Annotated in this window: 22 protein-coding genes and 1 pseudogene; 7 read left to right on the top strand and 16 right to left on the bottom strand. The window is 73.3% G+C overall.

The window, feature by feature from the left end; all coding sequences use genetic code 11:
• Position 1 precedes the first annotated feature (1 nt).
• Positions 2-1,015 (bottom strand): zinc-binding dehydrogenase, encoded by a 1,014-nt coding sequence (locus C2L59_RS33220; protein ID WP_103353493.1) that lies wholly within the window; start codon positions 1,013-1,015, stop codon positions 2-4.
• Between the two features lie 71 nt (positions 1,016-1,086).
• Between C2L59_RS33220 and C2L59_RS33215 the strand changes: the two genes are divergently transcribed.
• Both C2L59_RS33215 and C2L59_RS33210 read left to right on the top strand, forming a co-directional pair.
• On the top strand, positions 1,087-1,680 hold the full coding sequence (locus tag C2L59_RS33215; protein WP_103353492.1) for a TetR/AcrR family transcriptional regulator: 594 nt from the start codon (positions 1,087-1,089) through the stop codon (positions 1,678-1,680).
• A pseudogene (locus C2L59_RS33210) lies at positions 1,677-3,316 on the top strand (CocE/NonD family hydrolase). Before C2L59_RS33215 ends, C2L59_RS33210 begins: the two are co-directional and overlap by 4 nt.
• Here the strand turns inward: C2L59_RS33210 and C2L59_RS33205 are convergent.
• Positions 3,297-3,950: a GntR family transcriptional regulator gene (locus tag C2L59_RS33205; RefSeq protein WP_103353491.1), complete on the bottom strand. Its 654-nt coding sequence runs from the start codon at positions 3,948-3,950 to the stop codon at positions 3,297-3,299. The pseudogene C2L59_RS33210 and the gene C2L59_RS33205 overlap by 20 nt on opposite strands.
• 48 nt (positions 3,951-3,998) lie before the next feature.
• Between C2L59_RS33205 and C2L59_RS33200 the strand changes: the two genes are divergently transcribed.
• Complete coding sequence (locus C2L59_RS33200) at positions 3,999-4,421, top strand: VOC family protein (protein ID WP_103353490.1); 423 nt, start codon at positions 3,999-4,001, stop codon at positions 4,419-4,421.
• Here the strand turns inward: C2L59_RS33200 and C2L59_RS33195 are convergent.
• Complete coding sequence (locus C2L59_RS33195) at positions 4,381-4,749, bottom strand: hypothetical protein (RefSeq protein WP_103353489.1); 369 nt, start codon at positions 4,747-4,749, stop codon at positions 4,381-4,383. The genes C2L59_RS33200 and C2L59_RS33195 overlap by 41 nt on opposite strands.
• Before the next feature lie 169 nt (positions 4,750-4,918).
• Here C2L59_RS33195 and C2L59_RS33190 point away from each other — a divergent pair, with 169 nt between their 5' ends.
• The gene (locus C2L59_RS33190; RefSeq protein ID WP_103353488.1) at positions 4,919-5,668 is read left to right on the top strand and encodes a sigma-70 family RNA polymerase sigma factor; all 750 of its coding nucleotides are present in this window, start codon (positions 4,919-4,921) and stop codon (positions 5,666-5,668) included.
• Here the strand turns inward: C2L59_RS33190 and C2L59_RS33185 are convergent.
• The 5 genes from C2L59_RS33185 to C2L59_RS33165 are packed head-to-tail and all read right to left on the bottom strand — an operon-like array spanning position 5,658 to position 11,119.
• Entirely contained in the window at positions 5,658-6,701 is a 1,044-nt protein-coding gene (locus C2L59_RS33185; RefSeq protein WP_233223813.1) for an acyl-CoA dehydrogenase family protein, read from the bottom strand. The two genes, C2L59_RS33190 and C2L59_RS33185, sit on opposite strands and share 11 nt — an antisense overlap.
• Positions 6,698-7,618, bottom strand: a complete 921-nt coding sequence (locus C2L59_RS33180) for an acyl-CoA dehydrogenase family protein (protein WP_103353487.1) — start codon at positions 7,616-7,618, stop codon at positions 6,698-6,700. The genes C2L59_RS33185 and C2L59_RS33180 overlap by 4 nt, the downstream gene beginning before the upstream one ends.
• Entirely contained in the window at positions 7,615-8,745 is a 1,131-nt protein-coding gene (locus C2L59_RS33175; RefSeq protein WP_103353486.1) for an acyl-CoA dehydrogenase family protein, read from the bottom strand. The genes C2L59_RS33180 and C2L59_RS33175 overlap by 4 nt, the downstream gene beginning before the upstream one ends.
• Positions 8,745-9,590 carry an enoyl-CoA hydratase gene (locus tag C2L59_RS33170; RefSeq protein WP_103353485.1) on the bottom strand — a complete coding sequence of 282 codons (846 nt, stop codon included), beginning with the start codon at positions 9,588-9,590 and terminating at the stop codon, positions 8,745-8,747. Before C2L59_RS33170 ends, C2L59_RS33175 begins: the two co-directional genes overlap by 1 nt.
• The gene (locus C2L59_RS33165) at positions 9,587-11,119 is read right to left on the bottom strand and encodes a FadD3 family acyl-CoA ligase (protein WP_103353484.1); all 1,533 of its coding nucleotides are present in this window, start codon (positions 11,117-11,119) and stop codon (positions 9,587-9,589) included. Before C2L59_RS33165 ends, C2L59_RS33170 begins: the two co-directional genes overlap by 4 nt.
• Positions 11,120-11,201: 82 nt before the next feature.
• Here C2L59_RS33165 and C2L59_RS33160 point away from each other — a divergent pair, with 82 nt between their 5' ends.
• Genes C2L59_RS33160 through C2L59_RS33150 form a run of 3 tightly spaced genes read left to right on the top strand, consistent with a single transcriptional unit; the run spans position 11,202 to position 14,265 of the window.
• Entirely contained in the window at positions 11,202-12,347 is a 1,146-nt protein-coding gene (locus C2L59_RS33160; RefSeq protein ID WP_103353483.1) for an acyl-CoA dehydrogenase family protein, read from the top strand.
• Positions 12,344-13,105 carry an SDR family oxidoreductase gene (locus C2L59_RS33155; RefSeq protein WP_103353482.1) on the top strand — a complete coding sequence of 254 codons (762 nt, stop codon included), beginning with the start codon at positions 12,344-12,346 and terminating at the stop codon, positions 13,103-13,105. Before C2L59_RS33160 ends, C2L59_RS33155 begins: the two co-directional genes overlap by 4 nt.
• A gap of 8 nt (positions 13,106-13,113) precedes the next feature.
• A complete protein-coding gene (locus C2L59_RS33150; protein ID WP_103353481.1) occupies positions 13,114-14,265 on the top strand; it encodes an acetyl-CoA C-acetyltransferase in 1,152 nt (383 codons plus the stop codon).
• Between the two features lie 16 nt (positions 14,266-14,281).
• On the opposite strand, the gene fgd is transcribed toward C2L59_RS33150, so the two are convergent.
• The 8 genes from fgd to C2L59_RS33110 form a co-directional block, all read right to left on the bottom strand.
• On the bottom strand, positions 14,282-15,283 hold the full coding sequence (gene fgd / locus C2L59_RS33145) for a glucose-6-phosphate dehydrogenase (coenzyme-F420) (protein WP_103353480.1): 1,002 nt from the start codon (positions 15,281-15,283) through the stop codon (positions 14,282-14,284).
• A gap of 7 nt (positions 15,284-15,290) precedes the next feature.
• Positions 15,291-16,346, bottom strand: coding sequence for a nitronate monooxygenase family protein (locus C2L59_RS33140; protein ID WP_103353479.1), 1,056 nt, complete (start codon positions 16,344-16,346; stop codon positions 15,291-15,293).
• Positions 16,343-17,074 (bottom strand): CoA-transferase subunit beta, encoded by a 732-nt coding sequence (locus tag C2L59_RS33135; RefSeq protein WP_103353478.1) that lies wholly within the window; start codon positions 17,072-17,074, stop codon positions 16,343-16,345. Before C2L59_RS33135 ends, C2L59_RS33140 begins: the two co-directional genes overlap by 4 nt.
• A complete protein-coding gene (locus C2L59_RS33130; protein WP_103353477.1) occupies positions 17,071-17,934 on the bottom strand; it encodes a CoA transferase subunit A in 864 nt (287 codons plus the stop codon). The genes C2L59_RS33135 and C2L59_RS33130 overlap by 4 nt, the downstream gene beginning before the upstream one ends.
• Positions 17,924-18,664, bottom strand: a complete 741-nt coding sequence (locus C2L59_RS33125) for an enoyl-CoA hydratase family protein (RefSeq protein ID WP_103353476.1) — start codon at positions 18,662-18,664, stop codon at positions 17,924-17,926. Before C2L59_RS33125 ends, C2L59_RS33130 begins: the two co-directional genes overlap by 11 nt.
• Positions 18,664-19,533 (bottom strand): SDR family oxidoreductase, encoded by an 870-nt coding sequence (locus C2L59_RS33120; RefSeq protein WP_103353475.1) that lies wholly within the window; start codon positions 19,531-19,533, stop codon positions 18,664-18,666. Before C2L59_RS33120 ends, C2L59_RS33125 begins: the two co-directional genes overlap by 1 nt.
• On the bottom strand, positions 19,530-20,297 hold the full coding sequence (locus C2L59_RS33115; RefSeq protein ID WP_103353638.1) for an SDR family oxidoreductase: 768 nt from the start codon (positions 20,295-20,297) through the stop codon (positions 19,530-19,532). Before C2L59_RS33115 ends, C2L59_RS33120 begins: the two co-directional genes overlap by 4 nt.
• 77 nt (positions 20,298-20,374) lie before the next feature.
• A complete protein-coding gene (locus C2L59_RS33110) occupies positions 20,375-21,568 on the bottom strand; it encodes a CdaR family transcriptional regulator (protein ID WP_233223812.1) in 1,194 nt (397 codons plus the stop codon).
• Between the last annotated feature and the right edge of the window lie 21 nt (positions 21,569-21,589).

Genomic DNA, 21,589 nt, shown 5'->3' with positions numbered 1-21,589 from the left:
GTCAGCGCCGCGGGTCGATGTGCACCTTGGGCCCGGCGCCGCCGATCCGCTCCCCCGCGAGCACCGCGCCGGTCCGGTCGAGGCCGACGGTCGCCGCCACCAGCGGCCGCGGGTCGACCGCTCCGCTCGCGTACGCGGCGATCGTGTCGGCCAGGCCGGGTGAAGCGGACAGCACCCCGACCGCGGTGACGTCCTTCAGCACCAGCTCGCGCGTGTCGAGGAGGCTGGGCCGGCCGGAGAGCCCGATGTGGACGACGCGGCCCGCCGGCTCCACGAGCTCCACCGCCAGCGCGGGCGAACCGGGCGCGCCGGTGGCGTCGACGACCGCGTCGAAGGGCAGGTCCGGGAGGGTGGCGCGGGTCCAGACGTGCGCGAACCCCAGGCTGCGGGCGAACGCGCCGTCGGCCACGCCCATGACGTGCACCTCGGCGCCCGCCGCCCGCAGGAACAGGGCCGTGAGCAGGCCGATGGTCCCCGGCCCGAGGACCAGCGCCCGGTCACCGGCGCCGGTGCCGGCCGCGCGGGCCGCGCGCAGGGCGTTGCCGCCCGGTTCGACCAGCGCGCCGAGTTCCGCGTCGACACTGCCGGGCAGCGCGTGCAGCGACCACGCGGGCACCGCGAGGCGCTCCGCGAGCGCGCCGGCCCGGCCGCCGCGGATGCCGACCTCCTGGCGGTTCTCGCAGGTGTGCTGGTGGCCCCGGCGGCAGCGGCGGCACGTCCGGTCGCCGAGCATGGTGTCGCCCATGACCCGCCGCCCGAGCCAGGCGGGGTCCACGCCGTCGCCGACCGCGGAGACCGTGCCCGCCCACTCGTGGCCCAGCCGCATCGGGTACGCCGCGTGCCCCTGGTGCAGGTAGGCCATCTCGCCGGTGAAGAACTCGACGTCGGTGCCGCACACCCCGGCCCGCTCGACGTCGACGACGACCTCGCCCGCGGTCGCCCGCGGGACGGGCACCTCCTGCACCGAGCCCTCCCGCGGACCGGTGAGCACGAAGGCCCGCATCGTCGAAGACATGGCCGCATCCTCGCACGCGGCGAATTGCCGAACACTTGCCATTTTCTTGACAGCTGTTCATTATCAGCTCCGTGGAGCTCGACTGGACGACCGAAGCGCCCGCCAAGGACCGGCGGGTGCGCCGGTCGCGCGCCGCGTTGATGCGGGCCGCGGTCGAGCTGGTGTCCGAACGCGACTCGACGGCCGTCACCGTCTCCGAGATCGCCGAGGCCGCGGACGTCAGCCGCCAGGTGCTGTACCAGCAGTTCGGCGACCGCGACGCGCTGCTGCTGGAGGCGGCGCTCGACCTCGTCCGGCGCGAGCTGCTCGCCGACCTCTCCGGCGACGAAGACGCGTCGCTACTGGCGCTGGGCCGGCACTTCGCCGCCCACCGGCGCTTCTACCGCGCCCTGCTGACCGGGGCGTCCGCGTTCGCCCTGAACAAGGCGCTGACCGGCCTGTTCCTGCCGATCAACCGGCAGCACCTCGGCCGCGTGTTCGGCGACCGGCTGGACGCGCAGGGCGTCGAGGACCTGGCCACCTTCCTGACCGGTGGTGCGGGCGCGGTCGTCAACGCGTGGGTGGTCGACGGGCCGGATCCGCTCGACCCGCAGGAGTTCACCGGCCGGCTGGTGCGCATGCGCTCGGTCGTCGGCGCGATGATCACGAAGGAGGCCCGCCGGTGATCAGCCGTCTCGTCGAACGCCTGCTGAAGCTGCCCGCGCCGGTCACCCGGCGCCTCGTCGTGCAGCGCGACCTGCGGGTCCCGATGCCCGACGGCGTCGAGCTGCTGGCCGACCGGTGGGCGCCGCGCGCGGGGCCGGAGGGTCTTCCGACGGCGCTGGTGCGCACGCCGTACCGCCGCCGGGGCGCCTTCGGGGCGCCTTCGGGGCGATCCTGGCGCGGCCCCTGGCCGAGCGCGGCTTCCAGGTGCTGATCCAGAGCACCCGCGGCGGCTTCGGCTCCGGCGGGGTCTTCGACCCGCTGCGGCAGGAGCGCGAGGACGGCGCCGCGACGCTGGACTGGCTGGTGCGGCAGCCGTGGGCCGGCGACGCGGTCGTGCTCGTCGGCCCCAGCTACCTGGAGTACGTGCAGTGGGCGGTGGCCGACCGCCTGCCGCCGCAGGTCAAGGCGATGATCCCGCAGGTCACCGAGTCCGGGCTGACGCTGGAGTTCCTACGCGAGGACGGCCTTTCGCTGGAGACGCCGTTCGGGTGGGGCGTCCAGGTGGCGGTCCAGGAGCGCCGCTTCGCGTTGTTCCGGCAGCGCAGCCAGGCGAAGAAGCTGAAGCAGGCGCTCGAAACGCTCCCTCTCGTCCAGGCCGACGTCGTCGCGATCGGCCACCGCTCCGACTACATCCAGGACGTCCTCGCGCACCCGGAGAACCACCCGCGCTGGACGGGGATCGGCCACCGGCGGCGCGTCGCGGACGTCACCGTCGGAGTCAGCTCGATCGCCGGCTGGTACGACATCTTCCTGCCCGGTCAGCTGCGCGACTTCCGGACGCTGCAGGAGGCGGGCCGGCGGCCGCGGCTGACGGTCGGGCCGTGGACGCACGCCGGGCGCGCCGACCTGCTCGCCGGATCGGGCGTGACGCTGCGGGAAACCCTGGAGTTCGGGCTCGCGCACGCCCGCGGCGAGCAACCGCCGGAGCGGGCGCCGGTCCGGCTGTTCGTCATGGGCGAGGAGACCTGGCGCGACTTCGCCTCGTGGCCGCCGGAAGGCCATGCGCCGCAGCGGTTCCACCTGCACGCGGACGGCGTGCTCGCCCTCGGCCCGCCCGGCGGGTCCGAGCCGGACCGCTACCGCTACGACCCGGCGGACCCGACCCCGGCGGCCGGCGGCGTGCGGATGGCCCCGGACGCGGGCCGCGTGGACAACGTGGCCCTGGAGGCCCGCGCGGACGTCCTCACCTACACCACAGCCGTGCTCGGCGAAGACGTCGAGGTGATCGGGGACGTGCACGCGGAGATCTGCTTCCGTTCGAGCCTGCGGTTCGCCGACGTCTTCGTCCGGCTCTGCGACGTCGGCCCGGACGGCCGTTCGCTCAACGTCTGCGACGGGCTGACCAGCCTCCGCGACGCCGGCGAGCCGGCCGCCGTCACGGTCCGGATGTGGCCGACGGCGCACCGGTTCCGCCGCGGGCACCGCATCCGCGTGCAGGTCTCCAGCGGCGCTTTCCCGCGCTACGCCCGCAATCCCGGCACCGGCGAGCCGCACGCCACCGCGGTCACGCTGCGCGCGGCGGACCAGGAGGTCCACCACGCCCCCGGCCGCGCGTCGGCGATCGTGCTGCCGGTGGCTAGCCCGTCCGTCCACTGAGGACGTCGAAGGCCTGGCGGCGGTGCTCGGCGAAGAGGCTCAGGGCGGTCTCCCGGTCGCGGGCCCGCAGCGCGGCCGCGAGTTCCCGGTGTTCGGCGGGGATGCCCGCGAGGTAGCCGTCGGTGGCGACGCCGATCCGCGTCAGCAGGAACAGGTGCACCTGCGAGCGGATGGCCTGCCAGGCTTCCCGCAGCCGCCGGTGGCCGGCGGCGGCGTAGACGGCGTCGTGGAAACCGAGGTCGCACCGCACCATTTCGTGTTCGTCGGCGGCCCGCTCCATGCGCCGCACGACGTCGTCGATCGCGTCCAGGGCCGCGTCCGGCGCACGCTCGACGACCAGGCCGACGGCGAGCCCGTCGAGGGCCGCCCGCAGGCTGCCGAGCTCGGCGACGTCCTCTTCGGACAGTGCGGTCACGGTGGTGCCCCGGTGCCACTCGCTGCGGACGAGGCCCTCCCGTTCCAGCCGCAGCAGCGCCTCCCGCACCGGCCCGCGGCTGACGCCCAGCGCCTCGGCGAGTTCGACTTCGCGCAGCTGGCCGCCGAGAGCGTAGACGCCGTCGAAGATGGCCTCCCGCACCCGGTCGGCCACTTCGTCGGCCAGCCCACGACGGCGCGCGGGTTCCACTGCACTCATGTCTTAATGTTAACATTCAGACATAAGTCTCGGCGAAGGGAACCCTCGATGACCACCGCGATCCTCCGCTTCCACCTGGCGATGCCGGTGGACGACCTGCCCGCCGCCCGGCGCTTCTACGGCGAAGTCCTCGGCCTCCCCCAGGGCCGCAGCGCGGAAACGTGGACCGACTGGAACCTGCACGGCCACCAGTTCGTGACCCACCTGGCCCCGGCCCGCCCGCAACGCATCCACAACCCGGTCGACGGCCACGACGTCCCGGTCCCCCACTTCGGCCTGATCCTCCCGATCCCGGAGTTCCACGCCCTGGCCGAGCGGCTGCGCACGGCGGGCACGCAGTTCGTGATCGAGCCGTACGTCCGCTTCGAGGGCCAGCCGGGCGAGCAGTGGACGATGTTCCTCCTCGACCCGGCGGGCAATGCACTGGAGTTCAAGGCTTTCGCGGACGATTCCCAGGTCTTCGCGGTTTGAGCCGCGGGGTCCGCGGCCGGCGCGGTAGCAGCCCTACGCGCTTGAGGAGGTAAGCCACCACCCCGGCCCGGGTCACCTCGTCCTCGAAGCGCCCCGACTCGTCCTCGAACACCAGCTCGTCCAGGCCGTCGGCGACCATCGCGTCCACCTCGACCTCGCCGAGGGAAAAGTAGATCCACCAGTTCCACAAGGCGTCCCGCGCCGGCTCCTCGGCCGGCTCGATCTCGATGCCGATCGAGTCCGCCGGCACGCCCGCGCCGGTCAAGGCCTGCCTCCACTCCTCGCCCAGCCCGGCAAGGACCGGCAGCTCCCGCCGCCACCTGCTCATCCGTCCGCTCCCCCGCATACCCCGTGCAAGAGATCTTAGGCCGGCAAAAAGCGCTGGTCATCCCCGCAGCCGGCCACTCGATCGGGGTCGCCCGCCCGTCGGCGGGCACTATCGGGCGGCCAGTGGGTACCCCGCCACGACGGAGAGCGCCGAAACCCGGGAGAGCCCCATGCGACCAGCCGACGACGAGCGGCCCGATGCCGTGTTGCTCGCCGCGCTCCGGGGCGGGGACCTCGAGGCCGCCGGGAGTCTCTTCCGGCGGCACGCCGAGCCGCTGTGGCGGGCCGCCGGGGCGTGGGTGCGGCAGCCCGCCGAACGCGATGACCTGGTGGCCGAGACGTTCGCGCGGGTGCTCGCCGTGATCCGGGCCGGCCACGGACCGCACGGCGACCTGCGGCCGTACCTCGTCGTGACGATGCGGCACCTGGTGTCCCGGTGGAGCAGCCAGCGCAACCGGGTCGAGCTGCGGGCCACCGTCCCCGAGTCGGGTCTCGACGCCGGCGGCGCCGACGAACTCGCGCTGCACCGGTCCCACGTCCACCTCGTGTGGTCGGCCTACCGGACGCTGCCCGGGCGGTGGCGGACCGTGCTGTGGCAGACCGCGGCCGAGGGCGGCACCCCGACGGAGGTCGCGCCGCTGCTGGGCCTGTCGCCCAACAGCGTGGCGGCGCTGGCGATGCGGGCGCGCGAGGGGCTGCGGCAGGCTTACCTGCAGGTCCAGGTGCCCGACGCGGAGGAGCCGATCTGCCGCGAACCCCGGCGGCGCATGGGCGCCTGGGTCCGCGGCGCGCTGCCGCCGCGCCGGGCGAGCGTGATCGCCGAGCACGTCGCCGGCTGCCGGGCGTGCCGGGCGGTGGCCCGGGGGCTGGACGAGGCCAACCGGGAGCTGCCCGGCTCGGCGGCGCGGCTCACCGGCTGAGGTCCGGCTCGCCGAAGAGCCGGGCCGTGCCGTGGGCGCGCTTGAAGTACAGGTGCGCGTCGTGCTCCCAGGTGATCGCGATGCCGCCGTGGAGCTGGACCATCTCCGCCGCCGCGTGCGCGAACGCCTCGCCGCACACCACCTCCGCGGTCATGACAGCCTCGGGATCCCCGTCCGCCACGGCCGCGGACAACGCCGAGCGGGCCGCTTCGACGTGGACGTGGACGTCGGCCATCCGGTGCTTCAGCGCCTGGAACGACCCGATCGGACGGCCGAACTGACGGCGTTGCTTTGTGTACTCGACCGTGAGCTCCAGCGCCCGGGCGGCCGCCCCGGTCTGCTCGGCCGCGACGGCGACCACCGCCGTGTCGCGCAGGTGCCGCAGCGGCTCGGTGAACCCGCCGGTGTCGAGCCGCCGGGCCGGCGTCGACGCGCACTCGACGACCGCGAGGCGCCGGGTCGGGTCCAGGGTCGTGGCGCGTTCCCGGCGGACGCCGTCGAGGGGGACTTCGAACAGGCCGGCGCCGTCGTCCGTGCGGGCCACGGCGAGCAGGACGTCGGCGGTGTCGCCGTCCAGGACGTAGTGCGCCCGGCCGTCGAGGCCCGCGGCCGACGCCGTCAGGGCCGGGGTCCACCGGCCGTCCGCACCGGACCAGGCGAGGGCGGCCACCGTCGTACCCGCGGCGATGCCCGGCAGCAGCCGTTCGCAGGCTTCGTCGTTGCCGGTGCGCAGGAGGGCCTCGCCGCACAGCACCGCCGAGCCCAGCATCGGCGCGGGGGTCAGCGTGCGGCCCAGTTCGGCCAGCACGACGCACGCCTCGGCGAGGCCGGCACCCGCGCCGCCGTAGTGCTCCGGGATCGTCAGGCCGGCGACGCCGATCTGCTCGCACAGGGTCGACCAGAGCTTGTCGTCGTAGCCCAGCGGCGACGCCATGGCGGCGCGCACCGCCTCCGGCCCGGACCGGCGCGCCAGCAGGGCGCGGACGGCGTCCCGCAGCGCCCGGGCTTCCCCGGTCTCCATCGGGTCGGTCATCGCAGGACCCGCGCCCGGTGGAACGACCCGGTCCCCCAGGCGCCGGTCAGGGCCCGGACCTTCGTCAGCCGGAGCCCGAGGTCGTGTTCGGCCGTGTAGCCGATGGCGCCGTGCACCTGCAGGGCGGTCCGCGCCGCGAGGTGGGCGGCGTCGCCGGCCATGACCTTCGCCGCCGAGACGTCCCGGGCGAAGGTCTCTCCCGCGACCGCGGCGCCGTGGAGCAGCGGCCGGGCCAGTTCGAGCCGGGTGGCGACGTCGGCGAGGAGGTGCTTGATCGCCTGGTACTCGCCGATGGCCCGGCCGTACTGCTTGCGTTGTTTCGCGTATGCGACCGAGGTGTCGAGGAGCCACTGCCCCGCGCCGAGGAGCTGGGCGGCGACGGCCAGGACACCGCGGTCGAACGCGGCCCCGTCCGCTCGGCCGGCCGCGGCCGGGACCCGGAACAACCGCCGCGGCGGGTCGATCGAGCGCACCGGCCCGGTCCCGGCTCCGGTCAGCGCCGCACCGGTGAGGTCGAGGACCACGCCCGCGACGTCGGCGTCGAGGGCCAAGGGGACTTCCGGCGGCGCGACGACGGTGGCCACCAGGTCGCCCTCGGCGAGGGAGGTGAGCCGGTGGCCGGTCAGCAGCGCCGGGGCGACCGCCGCCGACTCGACGAGCGGGCCGGGCACGGCGTGGTAGCCGAGGGCTTCGAAGGCGACCACGACGTCGACCGGCGAAGCGCCGAGGCCGCCGAGGTCCTCGGCCACCAGCAGCGCGAAGACCCCGACGTCGGCGAGCGCGCGCCAGAGCTTGAGGCCGCGGTCGTGCTCCCCCACGGCCCAGGCGCGGGCGGCGGCCGCGGTGTCCGCCCCGCCCAGCAGCTCGTGCAGCGTCGCGGCGAACTGCCGTTGCTCCGGCGAGAGCTGGAACCTCATCGGCGGGCCTCCCTCGGGAGCTTCAGCAGCCGTTCGGCGATGGTGTTGCGCTGGATCTGGTCGGTGCCGCCGTAGATCGGCCCGGCGAGGGAGAACAGGTAGCCGTCCACCCAGTCCGGGTTCGTCTCCGCTTCCGGCCCCAGGACGTCGAGGGCCGTCTCGTGCAGTTCGACGTCGAGGTGGGACCAGAACAGCTTGTTCACGCTCGACTCCGGTCCCAGCTCGCCCCCGTCGGCGAGCCGGCTGACCGTGCCGAACGTGTACAGCCGGTACGCCCGGGCGCCGATCCAGGCGTCGGCCACCCTGTCCCGGGTGGACGGTGACTCGCCGTTGTCCCGCCAGAGATCCACCAGCCGGTCGGCCGCGGCGAGGAACCGGCCCGGGCTGCGCAGCGACAGCCCGCGCTCGTTGTTGGCCGTCGTCATCGCCACCCGCCAGCCCTGGCCCACCTCCCCGATCACGTCCTCGTCGGGGACGAAGACGTCGTCGAAGAAGATCTCCGCGAAGCCGGGTTCACCGTCGAGCTGTGGGATCGGCCGGACCGTGACGCCTTCGGCGCGCAGGTCGGCCATGAAGTAGGTCAAGCCTTGGTGGCGTTGAGCGTCGGGATCGGTGCGGAAAAGGCCGAACGCGCGGTCGGCGAAGGTCGCCCGGGAACTCCACGTCTTCTGCCCGGACAGCCGCCAGCCGCCGTCCGTGCGGACCGCCGTGCTCCGCAACGCCGCGATGTCGCTGCCCGCCTCGGGTTCCGACCACGCCTGCGCCCACACCTGCTCGCCGGTCGCCATGGCCGGCAGGATCCGGTCACGCTGCTCCGGCGTGCCGTGCGCGAACAGCGTGGGGCCGAGCATGAAGATCCCGTTCTGCGACACCCGGCCCGGCGCGCCCGAGGCGTAGTACTCCTCTTCGAACAACAGCCACTGCAGCATCGAGGCATCCCGGCCGTGGTACTCCCGCGGCCACGACACGACCGACCACCGCGCTTCGGCCAGCTCGGCCTCCCACTCCCGGTGCGCGGCGAACCCCTCGGCGGTGTCCATCGACGGCAGCGACCGGACGTGGGCGGCCAGCCATTCGCGAGCCTCGTCCCGGAAGGCGGCGGACGCGGCGTCGATGTCGAGGTCCATCACGTCCCCTTGTTCGCGTCACGCATCGACCGCGCCGACTGCCCGCCGAGCGAGTCCTCGGAGGTCTCCGCGTTGTGGGCGTGCGCCAGGTGGTGCAACCCGAACACGGAGTCCATTCCGGACCGCATACCCATCAGGTCTTCGGCCTGGTTGACGGCCTTCTTCGCCAGCGCCAGCCCGAACTGCGGCATCCCCGCGATCTTCTCCGCCAGCTCCAGGGTGTGCTGTTCGAGGTCCGCGCGCGCCACGATGCGGTTGATCATCCCCCACTCCTTGGCCTGCTGAACACTGAACCGGTCGCCGGTGAACAGCACCTCCTTGGCCGCCCGCGGCCCCAGCACCCACGGGTGCGCGAAGTACTCGACACCCGGAATCCCCATCCGCACCACCGGATCGGCGAAGAACGCGTCGTCCGAGGCCACGATGAGGTCGCACACCCAGGCCAGCATCAGCCCGCCGGCGATGCACGCACCCTGGACGCTCGCGATCATCGGCTTCGGGAGTTCCCGCCACCGGCGGCACATCCCCAGGTACACCTCGGCTTCCCGGGCGAACCGCTGGTCACCGCCCGCGCGGTCGGTGTGGTCCCACCACAGCACCGCCCGCCGGTCGAAGGAGACGTCGACGTCGCGGCCCGGGGTGCCGATGTCGTGCCCCGCCGAGAAGTGCTTCCCGGCCCCCGCCAGCACGATCACCTTCACCTCGGGGTCGTTCACCGCGGCCGTGAAGGCGTCGTCGAGGGCGTAGGTCATCGCCGAATTCTGGGCGTTGCGGTACTCCGGCCGGTTCATCGTCACCACCGCGACCGGCCCGCGCCGCTCGGCGCGGACCACCGGTTCACTCATGCCTTCTCCTCGCTCAGCAGCCGCTTCAGCACCTTGCCGGAAGCGTTGCGGGGCAGCTCGTCCAGGAACTCGACGAACCGCGGGGTCTTGTAGTTGGCGAGCCGTTCGCGGCAGAAGGCGATGACCGCTTCCCCGGTCAGCCCGGTGCCGACGACGAACGCCTTGCCGACCTCGCCGAGCCGTTCGTCCGGAACGCCGATCACCGCGGCGTCGCGCACGCCGGCCAGTTCGGTCAGGGCGTGTTCGACCTCGGCCGGGTAGACGTTGAAGCCGCCGGAGATGTACATGTCCTTGAGCCGGCCGGTGATCGTCAGGTTGCCGGCGGCGTCGAGCTCGCCGACGTCGCCGGTGTGCAGCCAGCCCGCCTCGTCGACGGCCTTCGCGGTGGCCTCCGGGTCGTCGAGGTACCCGAGCATCACGTTCGGCCCGCGGACCACGATCTCGCCCGGCGAGCCCTGGATCGCCACCTCGAAGCCCGCGGTCGCCCGGCCGGACGTGCCGGCGATGAGGTCCGCGGGGTCGCCGGGACGGCACATCGTCACCATCACGGCTTCGGTGAGCCCGTAGGCGGTGAGGACGGTTTCGAAGCCGAGTTCGGACCACATCCGGCGCACGAGCGAGGCCGGCACCGTGGCCGCGCCGGTGACCGCGAGCCGCAGCGACGACAGGTCGCCCTTGCGCGGCTCGTGCAGCAGGGACTGGAAGACCGTCGGCGCGCCCGGCAGCACGGAAATCCGTTCCCGCTCGATCACCCGCAGGGCCGCGCGCACGTCGAAGACGGCCTGCGGCACGATCGTCACGCCGGTCAGCAGGCAGACCAGGATGCCGGCCTTGTAGCCGAAGCTGTGGAAGAACGGGTTGATCACCAGGTACCGGTCGTCCGCGGTGACCCGGCCGCAGTCCGCCCAGGCCGCGGCGACGTCGACGGCTTGGCGGTGAGCCGAGAGCACGCCCTTCGAGCGGCCACTGGTGCCCGACGTGAAGAGGATGTCGCTGACGTCGTCCGGGCGGACGGCGTCGGCCCGCGCCTCGGCGGCGGCCGGCGGCACCTGCCCGGCCGTGGCCAGGAACTCGTCCCAGCCCAGCGTGCCCCCGACCGGCCGGTGCGGCTGCTCCAGGGGCACCCGGACGACGGTGCCGAGGTCCGGCAGCGCCGCCCCGGTCGCCACGATCGCGGCGTGGCGGTCGGCGCCGAGGAAGTCGGCGGCCACGACGAGGGCCCGGGCCCGGCCGCGGACGAGCAGGTCCACCGTCTCGGTGGCGGTGAAGCGGGTGTTGACCGGGATCAGCGTCGCACCCGCGTAGAGCGCGCCGAGCGCCGCCGTGACCCAGTGGTGGGTGTTGGGCAGCGCGACCGCGACCCGGTCCCCCGCCTCGACCCCGCACGCCGCGAAGGCCCGCGCGACGGTTCGAACACGTTCCAGAAGCTGGTCGTAACCGAGCCGCACGGACCCGTCGACCAGCGCCTCGGCGGACCCGAACTTCGCGGCGGCGTCGCGGACGACGGCCGGGATCGTGGTCTGTCCCACCACACCCTCCTCTGGACCGGCAAAGTAGAACGTGTTCTCATTACCCTAGGTGCCGGACCGGCGGGTGAGCAAGGAGGCGTGCGTGGAACCGACGCGATTCCGCCGCGAGGTCGCGGGCTGGCTGGCCGGCAACCTGACCGGCGAGTTCGCCAGGCTGCGCGGCCTGGGCGGGCCGGGCCGGGAGCACGAGGAGTTCGAGCTGCGCCTGGCCTGGGAACGCCACTTGGCCGCGGCGGGCTGGACGTGCGTCGGCTGGCCGGTCGAGCACGGCGGCCGCGGCCTGTCGCTGGCCGAACAGGTCGCCTTCCACGAGGAGTACGCCGCTTCCGGCGCGCCCGCCCGGGTCAACCACATCGGCGAGCAGCTGCTCGGCCCCACGCTCATCGCCTTCGGCACGCCGGAACAGCGGCAACGGTTCCTGCCCAAGATCGCCGCCGTCGAAGAGCTCTGGTGCCAGGGGTACTCCGAACCCGGCGCCGGCTCCGACCTCGCCGCCGTTTCGACGTCGGCGGTGCTGCGGGACGGCGAGTGGGTGATCAACGGCCAGAAGATCTGGACGTCATTGGCCCACGTGGCCGACTGGTGCTTCGTCGTGGCCCGCACCGAACCCGGCTCCCGGCGCCACCACGGCCTGTCCTACCTCCTGGTGCCGCTGCGCCAGAAGGGCGTGACGATCCGGCCGATCCGGCAGCTCACCGGCACCTCGGAGTTCAACGAAGTCTTCTTCGACGACGCCCGCACGCCCGCCGGCCACGTCGTCGGCGAACCGGGCGAGGGCTGGAAGATCGCCATGGCCACCCTCGGCTTCGAACGCGGCGTCTCGACGCTGGGCCAGCAGATCGGCTTCCGCCGCGAACTCGACGACATCACCGCCGAAGCGAAACGGCTCGGCACCTACGACGATCCGCTGCTGCGCGCCGACCTCGCCCGCGCCCGCATCGGCCTGCGGGTCTTGCGCGCCCACGCTTTGCGGACGCTCGGCCAGGCCGCCGGTCCCGAAGTCGCGGTCGGGAAGCTGCTGTGGGCGCGATGGCACCGCGGGCTGGGCGAACTGGCCGTGCGCGCCCGCGGCGCCCGATCCCTCACCTCCGACGGCGGCGAGCTGGACGAGTGGCAGCGGCTGTTCCTGTTCACCCGCGCCGACACGATCTACGGCGGCTCGGACGAAATCGAACGCACCATCATCGCCGAGCGCGTCCTCGGCCTGCCCCGGGAGGCCCGTCCGTGATCCCCCAGTACCCGCCCGGCCACGACCTCCTCGCCGGCAAAGTCGTCGTCGTCACCGCGGCCGCGGGCACCGGCATCGGGTCCGCGGTGGCGAAACGCTGCCTCGAAGAAGGCGCGAACGTCGTGATCAGCGACTGGCACGAGCGGCGCCTGAAGGAGAAGGCCGCCGAACTCGGCGACGTCCACGCGATCCCCTGCGACGTCACCCAGGAGGACCAGGTCCAGGCCCTCATCGACGGCGCGGCCGCCCGCTTCGGCCGCCTCGACGTCCTGGTCAACAACGCCGGGCTCGGCGGCACGAAGTCCGTCCTGGAGATGACCGACGACGAGTGGTCGAAGGTCCTCGACATCACCCTCACCGGCACCTTCCGCTGCACCCGCGCGGCCCTCAAGCAGTTCGTCGCCCAGGGCGGCGGCGGGGCGATCGTCAACAACGCGTCGGTGGTCGGCTGGCGCGCCCAGGCCGGGCAAGCGCACTACGCGGCCGCGAAAGCCGGCGTCATGGCCCTCACCCGCTGCTCGGCCCTGGACGCCGCCGGGCACGGCGTCCGGATCAACGCCGTCGCGCCGAGCCTCGCCATGCACCCGTTCCTCGCCAAGGTGACCAGCGACGAACTGCTCGAAGACCTCACCAAGCGGGAAGCCTTCGGCCGCGCGGCCGAGCCGTGGGAGGTCGCCAACGTGATGGTCTTCCTCGCCAGCGACTACGCCGGTTACCTGACCGGCGAAGTCGTCTCCGTCAGCAGCCAGCACCCCTAGGAGCACCCGTGCCCGAAGCTTTCCTCCTCGACGCGGTCCGCACGCCCGTGGGGCGGCGCGGCGGCGCGCTGTCCGGGTGGCACTCCGCCGACCTGGGGGCGCACGTCATCAAGGCGGTCGTCGAGCGCGCCGGGGTCGACCCGGACTTCGTCGACGACGTCATCTTCGGCTGCACGGACACCCTCGGGCCGCAGGCCGGGAACATCGCCCGCACCGCGTGGCTGGCCGCCGGGTTCCCGGACCACGTGCCCGGGGTGACGATCGACCGGCAGTGCGGGTCGAGCCAGCAGGCCGTGCACTTCGCCGCGCAGGCCGTCATGTCCGGCACGCAGGACCTGGTGCTGGCCGGCGGCGTGCAGAACATGAGCCGGATCCCGATCAGCGCGGCGATGCTGGCCGGGCGCGAGTACGGCTTCGACGACCCGTTCTCCGGTTCGAAGGGCTGGCAGGAGCGCTACGGCAGTGCCGAGGTTTCGCAGTTCCGCAGCGCCGGCATGATCGCCGAGCACTGGGACATCAGCCGCGCGGCCATGGAGGAGTACGCGCTGCGCAGCCACGAGCGGGCGGTGGCCGCCATCGACGAAGGCCGGTTCGACGCGGAGATCGTCCCGGTCGAGCAGTTCCGGCACGACGAGGGGCCGCGCCGGGACACCAGCCTGGAACGGATGCGCGGCCTGAAACCGCTCGGCGAGGGTTCGCGGCTGACCGCGGCGGTGGCCAGCCAGATCTCCGACGGCGCGAGCGCGGCCCTGCTGGCGTCCTCGTCCTTCGTCGAAGAACACGGCCTGACGCCCCGGGCCCGCATCCACCACCTGTCGGTGCGGGCGGCGGATCCGGTGTGGATGCTGACCGGCCCGATCCCGGCGACGGCGCACGCGCTGCGCAACGCCGGGCTGGCGATCGGCGACATCGACCTGTTCGAGGTCAACGAGGCGTTCGCCAGCGTGGTGCTGGCGTGGCTGGACGAAACCGGCGCGGACCCCGGCCGGGTCAACGTGAACGGGGGCGGGATCGCCCTCGGCCACCCGATCGGGGCCACCGGCACCAAGCTGCTCGCCACGCTCCTGCACGAGCTGGAGCGCCGCGGCGGGCGTTACGGGCTGCAGACGATGTGCGAAGGCGGCGGCACCGCCAACGTCACCATCATCGAACGGCTGTGACGTCGGACAGCGCTGATCAGCCGAGGGCGCGCAGCTTCGGCAGGACGTCCTCGGAGAACTGGGCCAGGAACCGCTCCTGGTCGTGGCCCGGGCCGTGGAAGACCAGGTGGTTCAGGCCCGCGTCCAGGTAGGGCTTGATCTGCGCCACGGCCTCGTCGGGGTCGGACGCCACGATCCAGCGCTTGGCGACCTGGTCGATCGGCAGCTCGTCGGCCAGCCGTTCCATCTCTTCGGCCGAGGACACGCTGTGCTTCTGCTCCGCCGACAGCGACAGCGGCGCCCAGAACCGGGTGTTCTCCAGCGCCTTCTCGTGGTCGCGGTCGTAGGAGAGCTTGATCTCGATCGTCCGGTCGACGTCCTCGACGGTCTTGCCGGCCGCCTCCGCGCCTTCCTTGACCGCCGGCATCAGCTTGTCGGTGTAGAGCTCCATGCCCTTGCCGGACGTGCAGATGAACCCGTCCCCGGCGCGGCCCGCGTACTTGGCCACCACCGGGCCGCCGGCGGCGACGTACACCGGCACCGGCTGCTCCGGCCGGTCGTAGATCTTGGCGTCCACCAGCTCGTAGTAGTCGCCCTTGAAGTTGACGTTGTCGCTGGTCCACAGCTCGCGGATGAGCTTGATCGACTCGCGCAGCCGGGCGAAGCGCTCCTTGAACTCCGGCCACTCGCGCCCCGAGACGGCGATCTCGTTGAGCGCCTCGCCGGACCCGACCCCGAGGATGACGCGGCCGTTCGACAGCAGCGACATGGTCGCGAACGCCTGGGCGATCACCGCCGGGTTGTACCGGAACGTCGGGGTCAGCACGCTGGTGCCGATCTGCACCCGCTTCGTGCGCTCGGCCACCGCCGGCATCCAGGCCAGTGCCCAGGGGGCGTGCCCGCCTTCGTGCCGCCACGGCAGGAAGTGGTCGGACACCCACACCGAGTCGAGGCCGACCTCTTCGGCGCGCACGGCGTACTCGACCAGGTCCCGCGGCCCGAACTGCTCCGCCGACGCCTTGTAACCGACCTTCAACACCGCGTTCTCATCCTCCCGTTTGCCGGCCGAGCCGCCGCAGGATCTCCCCCGCCTCGGCCACCGCGCCCTCGACGATCCGCGCCACCGTGGGCAGGTCGTGGATCATGCCCACCACCTGTCCCGACGCTAGCACTCCGGCGTCCGTCCGGCCGTCGACCAGGCCCGCCCGCAACAGCATCGGGGTGTTGGCCGCCATGACCAGCTGACTCCAGGTCAGATCGTTGCCGTGCTTCATCGCAAGGCCTTCTCGCACCATCGCAACCGGGGACAGGCCGGTGATATTCCGGAACCGCAGGGCGTTGCGCGCGGCCTGGGCCAGCCCGCGGAGCCGTCCGGTGCGTTCGAGCTTCTCGACGAGGCCGGTGCGCAACACGCGGTGGGGCAGGCCGTCGACCCGCCGGGTGACGACCGTCCCGGTGAGCCCCTGCTCCAGGTAGAGGCGCTTGACCTCGTCGGGGACCGTGCTCTCCTTGCTCAGCAGGAACCGGGTGCCCATCGCCACGCCCGCGGCGCCGTAGGCGAGGGCGGCGGCGAGCCCGCGGCCGTCGAAGAACCCGCCGGCCGCGACGACCGGGATGTCGACCGCGTCCAGCACCGAGGGCAGCAGCAGCGTGGTGGCCACGCCGCCGGTGTGCCCGCCGCCCTCGCCGCCCTGGACGATGACGGCGTCCGCGCCCCAGGCGGCGACCTTCTCCGCGTGCCGCGCGGCGCCGATCGACGGGATCACGACGACACCGTGGTCGCGCAGTTTCGCGATCATCTCCTTGCGCGGCGCGAGCGCGAACGACGCCACCTTGACGCCTTCGCGGATCAGCAGGTCGACCCGGTCCCCGGCGTCCACGGCGTCGGCGCGCAGGTTCACCCCGAACGGCTTTTCCGTCCGCTTCTTGACTTCGGCGACGGCCGCTTCCAGCTCGCCGAACGTCATCGTGGCCGAGGCCAGGATGCCGAGGGCGCCGGCTTCCGCGGTCGCCGAGACCAGCCGCGGCCCGGCGACCCAGCCCATCCCGGTCTGCACGACCGGGTGGTCGACGCCGACCAGCCGGGTCAGGGCTGTCTTCACGCCGGAACCTCCCTGTCGCGCAGGGTTTTCGGGTCGACGACCTCGCGGAGGAGCCGCAGTTCGGTTTCGTCCGGTTCGCGGCTGGTGCCGGTGCCGGTGAAGTCGATCTCGAACGTCGTCGCCGCGGCGACCTCGTCGCGGGTGACGCCCGGGTGCAGCGACACCGCGCGCATCGCGTGGTCCGGGCCGCCGAAGTCGAACACGCCGAGGTCCGAGACGACCCGGTGCACGTCGTGGTACTTCTGCGCCGACGGCCCGGCCTTGGCCGCGTTGTCGTACCCCACACCCGAAACGACGTCCACGGTGTCCACGAAGACGCGGGTGGCGTGCCGGGGCACCCAGTAGCTCGTCCGGTGGTTGATCGTGTTGCCGGGCGCGCCGCGCACGCCCAGCAGCTGCTTGGCCGGGCGGGCGTGGTCGCCGATGGCGGAGATGTTCTGGTTGCCGTACCGGTCGATCTGGTTGGCGCCCATGACGACGTGCCGTCGTCCGTGCGGGACGATCGTGTCGAGCATCTTGCGGAACGGCTGCCAGCCTTCGACCACGCCGTCCGGGGTGAGCAGGTACGCCTCGCCGTCGGACATCAGCAGGTCCGGTTCGAAGGTCAGCCGCGCGAGTTTCGCGCCCAGCTGCGGGATCAGGCCCATCGGGCTGACGACGAGCTCGCCGTCGCCGCGGAACAGCTCGGCCACCGCCACCACGGCGATCTCGGCCCGGGTCGCGCTCATGCCGCCTCCGCCCCGAACTTGTCCACTTCGGACAGATAGCTGCGCTCGTCACCGGCGAGGAACCGGTCCGCGAACCCCGGCCACGCCTCGAGGTCCTTCGCGCAGGCCGCGTAGTGCCGCTGGAACCGTTCGTCCCGGCCGTAGTCCGGGACCGCCGTGGTGAAGTGCGCGCCGCGCGGCGCTTCGACGACCCCGTCGACGGCACCGCGGGTGAGCAGCAGGGACTGCACCGGCCCGCCCGCCGTCAGCTCCGCCGTCCCGACGACCTTTTCGGCCGACACGAAGCACTTGTCCGCGGCCAGGGCGAACAGCTCGTCGAAGTACGGGTCCGGGCCGAGGTACTGGGCGTTGCCGCGGGCGTCCGCGCGGTTGAGGTGCACCAGCGCCACGTCGAGCTGCTGCGCGGGGACCGCGACCAGCTCTTCGCCGTCGTCGTACGGCGAGCGCACGGTGCGGAGGCCGGGGTTGGCGCGCATCACCTCCGACCCCAGGCCGGCTCGGGTGGGCAGGAACGGGAGCCGCTGCATCGCCGCCGACAACGCCGTGCCAAACATGCCCTCGTCGTACTCGGTCACCTCGATCGCCCCGGTTTCGCGGGCGCGGCCGAACCAGGGGTCGTACGGGATCGAATCCAAGGTGACGAACCCGAACACGACCCGCTTCACCTTGCCCGCCGCGCACAGAAGGCCCACGTCGGGACCGCCGTAGGAGACCACGGTGAGGTCCTTGACCGGGGTGCGGAGGATCGCCCGGACCAGCGCCATCGGCTTGCGGCGGGAGCCCCAGCCGCCGATGCCGACGGTCATGCCGTCCCGGAGTTCCGCCGCGACGTCGTCGGCGGTCGTGCGCTTATCGGCCATTCAAGAACTCCTCGCGGGCTTCGTCGGACGCGCCGAGCAGGTTCAGCTCGAAGGTGAACCCCTGCTCGAACCGGTAGCTGCGGTGCACCTGCTGGGTGTCGATGCCGTTCAGGGCCTCCTTCGCCGCCCGGATCACCCGCGGGTCCTTGGCCGCGATGTCGCGCGCGATTTCCAGGGCCGCCTCGTCGAGCTCCGCGCGGGGCACGACCCGGTAGACCGAGCCGTGCGCGTGCAGTTCCGCCGCGGTGATCTTCCGGGCGGTGAAGTACAGCGTGCGCATCAGGTGCTGCGGCACCAGCCTCGCCAGGTGCGTGGCCGCGCCCAGCGCGCCGCGGTCCACCTCCGGCACCCCGAAGGTCGCGTCCTCGGCCGCCACGATCACGTCCGCGTTGCCGGCCAGGCCGATCCCGCCGCCGAGGCAGAACCCGTGCACGGCGGCGACCACCGGCACCTGGCAGTCGTAGACCGCGCCGAACGCGGCGTAGCAGCCCCGGTTCGCGCCGACCAGGGCGTCGTACCCGGCGGTGCGCTGGATCTCCTTGATGTCCACGCCCGCGTTGAACCCCCGGCCTTCGGCGCGCAGGATCACCACGTGCACCGCGGGATCGCGGCCGGCCCGCGTGATCGCGTCGGCCAGGTCGAACCAGCCCTGCACCGGCAACGCGTTCACCGGCGGGAAATCGACCGTGACGACCTCGATGTGCCCGTCGCGTCCGGTCAGGATGCCCATCAGCTCGCTCCGTAGACGGGTTCGGGCTCGGGCCCGCGCTCGAGCAGTTCCTCGACGACCGGGCCGAGGTCGGCCGGGTCCCACCGCTCGCCCTTGTCGACGCCGGGGCCGTGCCGCCAGCCCTGCGCCAGCGAGACCTTCCCGCCCTCGACCTCGAACACCCGGCCGGTGACGTGCCCGGACTCCTCGCTGCCGAGCCACACCACCAGCGGCGAGACGTTTTCCGGCGCCATCGCGTCGAAGCCGGTGTCCGGCCGTGCCATCGACGCGAACACCCCTTCGGTCATCCGGGTCCGCGCGGCCGGCGCGATCGCGTTCACCGTGACGCCGTAGCGGGCGAGTTCCGCCGCCGCCACGACCGTCAGCCCGGCGATACCGGCCTTCGCCGCCGAGTAGTTCCCCTGCCCCACGCTGCCCAGCAGCCCGGCTCCCGAACTGGTGTTGATCACGCGGGCCTGCGGCGTCCGGCCGGCCTTCGCCTCGGCCCGCCAATGCCCGGCCGCGTGCCGCAGGGGCGCGAAGTGGCCCTTGAGGTGCACCCGGACGACCGCGTCCCACTCGTCCTCGCCGAGGTTCACCAGCATCCGGTCCCGCAGGAATCCCGCGTTGTTGACCAGCACGTCCAGCCGGCCGAAGGTGCCGAGAGCCGTCCCGATCAGCTCCTTCGCCCCCGCCCAGTCGGCCACGTCGGAGGAGTTCACGACCGCGTTTTCCCCGACCGCCGCGACGACTTCGGCGGCCGCGCCGGCGTCCACGTCGTTCACCACCACCGAGGCACCCTCGGCCGCGAACGCCAGCGCGTGCGCCCGTCCGATTCCCCGGCCGGCGCCCGTCACGACGACCACCCGGCCCTGGCACAACCCGCTCACGCATCCTCCCGGTGATTCACGTCGGCCGCGGCCAGGAAGGCCGGTACCTCTCCCCCGCCGTGCACCCGCAACGTCGCCCCCGACACGTAGGAAGCCAGCGGGGACGCGAGGAACGCCGCGCACGCCCCGACCTCCTCGGGCTCGGCCAGCCGCCCGAGCGGCACGGTCTTCCCCACCGCTTCGACCGCGGCCTCGCTCCCGTAGTGCAGGTGCGACTGCTCGGTCCGCACCATCCCGACGTCCAGGGCGTTGACCCGGACCTTCGGGGCCCACTCGACCGCGAGACTGGCGGTGAGGCTGTCGAGCCCCGCCTTCGCGGCGCCGTAAGCCGCCGTCCCCGGCGAGGGCCGGGTTCCGCTGACGCTGGAGATCATCACGATCGAGCCGCCGCCGTCCTGGCGCTGCATCACGGCGTTCGCGTGCTGCGCGACCAGCAGCGGCGCCAGCAGGTTCAGCTGCACGACCTTCTCGTGCAGCCGCGGCGAAGCCTCCGCCGCCGGCCCGTACGGCGCCCCGCCGGCGTTGTTCACCACCACGTCCAGGCGGCCGTGCCGGGCCACGATCCCGCCGACCAGAGCCGAAACCTGTTCTTCCTCCCGCACATCGCACGCGACGAACTCCGCCTCGGTCGCCGCCGCGCGCCGCGCGCAGGTGACGACGTGCGCGCCCTGGGCCAGGAACACCGCGCTGATCCCCCTGCCCACACCCCGGACGCCGCCGGTGACCAGCACCACGGCGCCGGCCAACCCGAGATCGGTCTTCACCGGCACACCACCTTCCGCCCCAAAACTAGAACATGTTCTCGCTTGGGACAAGCGGTCGTGGCCGGATCAGGCCGGGGTCACGCTCCGGGCGAGCGGAACCCGGACGCCCGCAGCGCGGCCTGCATGGCGAACCGCGCGTCCGGGTCGTCGAGGCGATCACCGAAGGCCTGCTTCAGCTGGCGCACGCGGTAGCGGACCGTCTGGGGGTGCACCGAAAGGTCCACCGCGATCTTCTCGGAGTTCCCGCCGTTCTGCAGCCACGACAGCAGCGTCTCGCCGAGGCGGCGGCGCGTCCGGTCCGGGAACCGGTCGAGGGGCTCCAGCTGCCGGAGGGCGACCTGCTCGGCCAGCGGCCCGTCGGACAGCAGCCACAGGTCCGTCAGGTGGTCGGTGCACCACGTCACGGGCGCGTCCGGGAGCGCGCCGTCCGCGACCAGCCGCAGGGCGGCGCGCGCCCAGCGCAGGGAGTGCGCCGCCGCGCCGAGCTCCACCGGCGGACCGACCGCGACGCGCGCGCCGAGCCGGGTCAGGGTCCGCGCCGCCACCGGCGCGGGCAGCAGGAGGTGGGGCTGCGGCGGGTCGAGGTCGGCGAGGACGTCCGGGCCCCATGCGGTGCCGACCGTCCGCTCGGCGGCGACCGCCACCACCTCGCGGGGCACCGCCCAGCCCGCCGCCGACGCGAGCTCGGCGAGCACCGCGTCCGGCACGGCGCCCGGGCCGGTCAGCAGCCGCAGCAGCCGGCGGCGCAGCCCGGCGCGGGTGCCCTCGATCTCGGCCCGCGCTTCCCGGTGGCCGCGGCTCGACATCCGGGCGAGCTCGTCGGCGTACCCGAACAGCATTTCGGCCAGCTGCGCCATGATCGCCGACGACAGCCGGTGCCGCCGGCCCAGCCGCATGATCCAGCGCCAGCCGACGCGGGTACCGACGCGGTAGGCCGCCTGCAGGTCGTCGAGGCTGCGGCCCTCGCGCGCTTCGCCCGCGCCGAGCCGCCGGCACGTCTCGAACAGCCGCTCGCGCGAGGCCTGCGGATCTTCGACAAGGTCCACGAAGAGCGCGACGGCGCACTCGACGCCGTGCCGGGTCACGCGGCCGTAGGCGCCGTCGCCCGGCCGGGCGTAGACCGGGACCGCCCGGAGCACCTCGCGGACGATCCCGTCGGCCAGCCCCGGCAACGCCGGACGCATCAGCGCGGCCAGCTCTTTTCTCCGGAGAACCTCTTGGCCGGCGTCCCGGGGAGCCGGGACGCTTTGCCGAGCACTGTCGCGGGACACCAGGGTTCCTCCACCGGGGAC

The organism is Amycolatopsis sp. CA-128772 (assembly GCF_002904295.1).
In the GTDB taxonomy this organism is placed as follows: domain Bacteria; phylum Actinomycetota; class Actinomycetes; order Mycobacteriales; family Pseudonocardiaceae; genus Amycolatopsis.
This window is presented reverse-complemented; position numbering and strand designations above follow the sequence as displayed.

Coding starts and splice junctions, on each gene's coding strand:
- C2L59_RS33220 (WP_103353493.1), bottom strand. CDS start 1,015: ATGTCTTCGACGATGCGGGCCTTCGTGCTCACCGGTCCGCGGGAGGGC.
- C2L59_RS33205 (WP_103353491.1), bottom strand. CDS start 3,950: ATGAGTGCAGTGGAACCCGCGCGCCGTCGTGGGCTGGCCGACGAAGTG.
- C2L59_RS33200 (WP_103353490.1), top strand. CDS start 3,999: ATGACCACCGCGATCCTCCGCTTCCACCTGGCGATGCCGGTGGACGAC.
- C2L59_RS33195 (WP_103353489.1), bottom strand. CDS start 4,749: ATGAGCAGGTGGCGGCGGGAGCTGCCGGTCCTTGCCGGGCTGGGCGAG.
- C2L59_RS33190 (WP_103353488.1), top strand. CDS start 4,919: ATGCGACCAGCCGACGACGAGCGGCCCGATGCCGTGTTGCTCGCCGCG.
- C2L59_RS33185 (WP_233223813.1), bottom strand. CDS start 6,701: ATGACCGACCCGATGGAGACCGGGGAAGCCCGGGCGCTGCGGGACGCC.
- C2L59_RS33180 (WP_103353487.1), bottom strand. CDS start 7,618: ATGAGGTTCCAGCTCTCGCCGGAGCAACGGCAGTTCGCCGCGACGCTG.
- C2L59_RS33175 (WP_103353486.1), bottom strand. CDS start 8,745: ATGGACCTCGACATCGACGCCGCGTCCGCCGCCTTCCGGGACGAGGCT.
- C2L59_RS33170 (WP_103353485.1), bottom strand. CDS start 9,590: ATGAGTGAACCGGTGGTCCGCGCCGAGCGGCGCGGGCCGGTCGCGGTG.
- C2L59_RS33135 (WP_103353478.1), bottom strand. CDS start 17,074: ATGAGCGCGACCCGGGCCGAGATCGCCGTGGTGGCGGTGGCCGAGCTG.
- C2L59_RS33130 (WP_103353477.1), bottom strand. CDS start 17,934: ATGGCCGATAAGCGCACGACCGCCGACGACGTCGCGGCGGAACTCCGG.
- C2L59_RS33125 (WP_103353476.1), bottom strand. CDS start 18,664: ATGGGCATCCTGACCGGACGCGACGGGCACATCGAGGTCGTCACGGTC.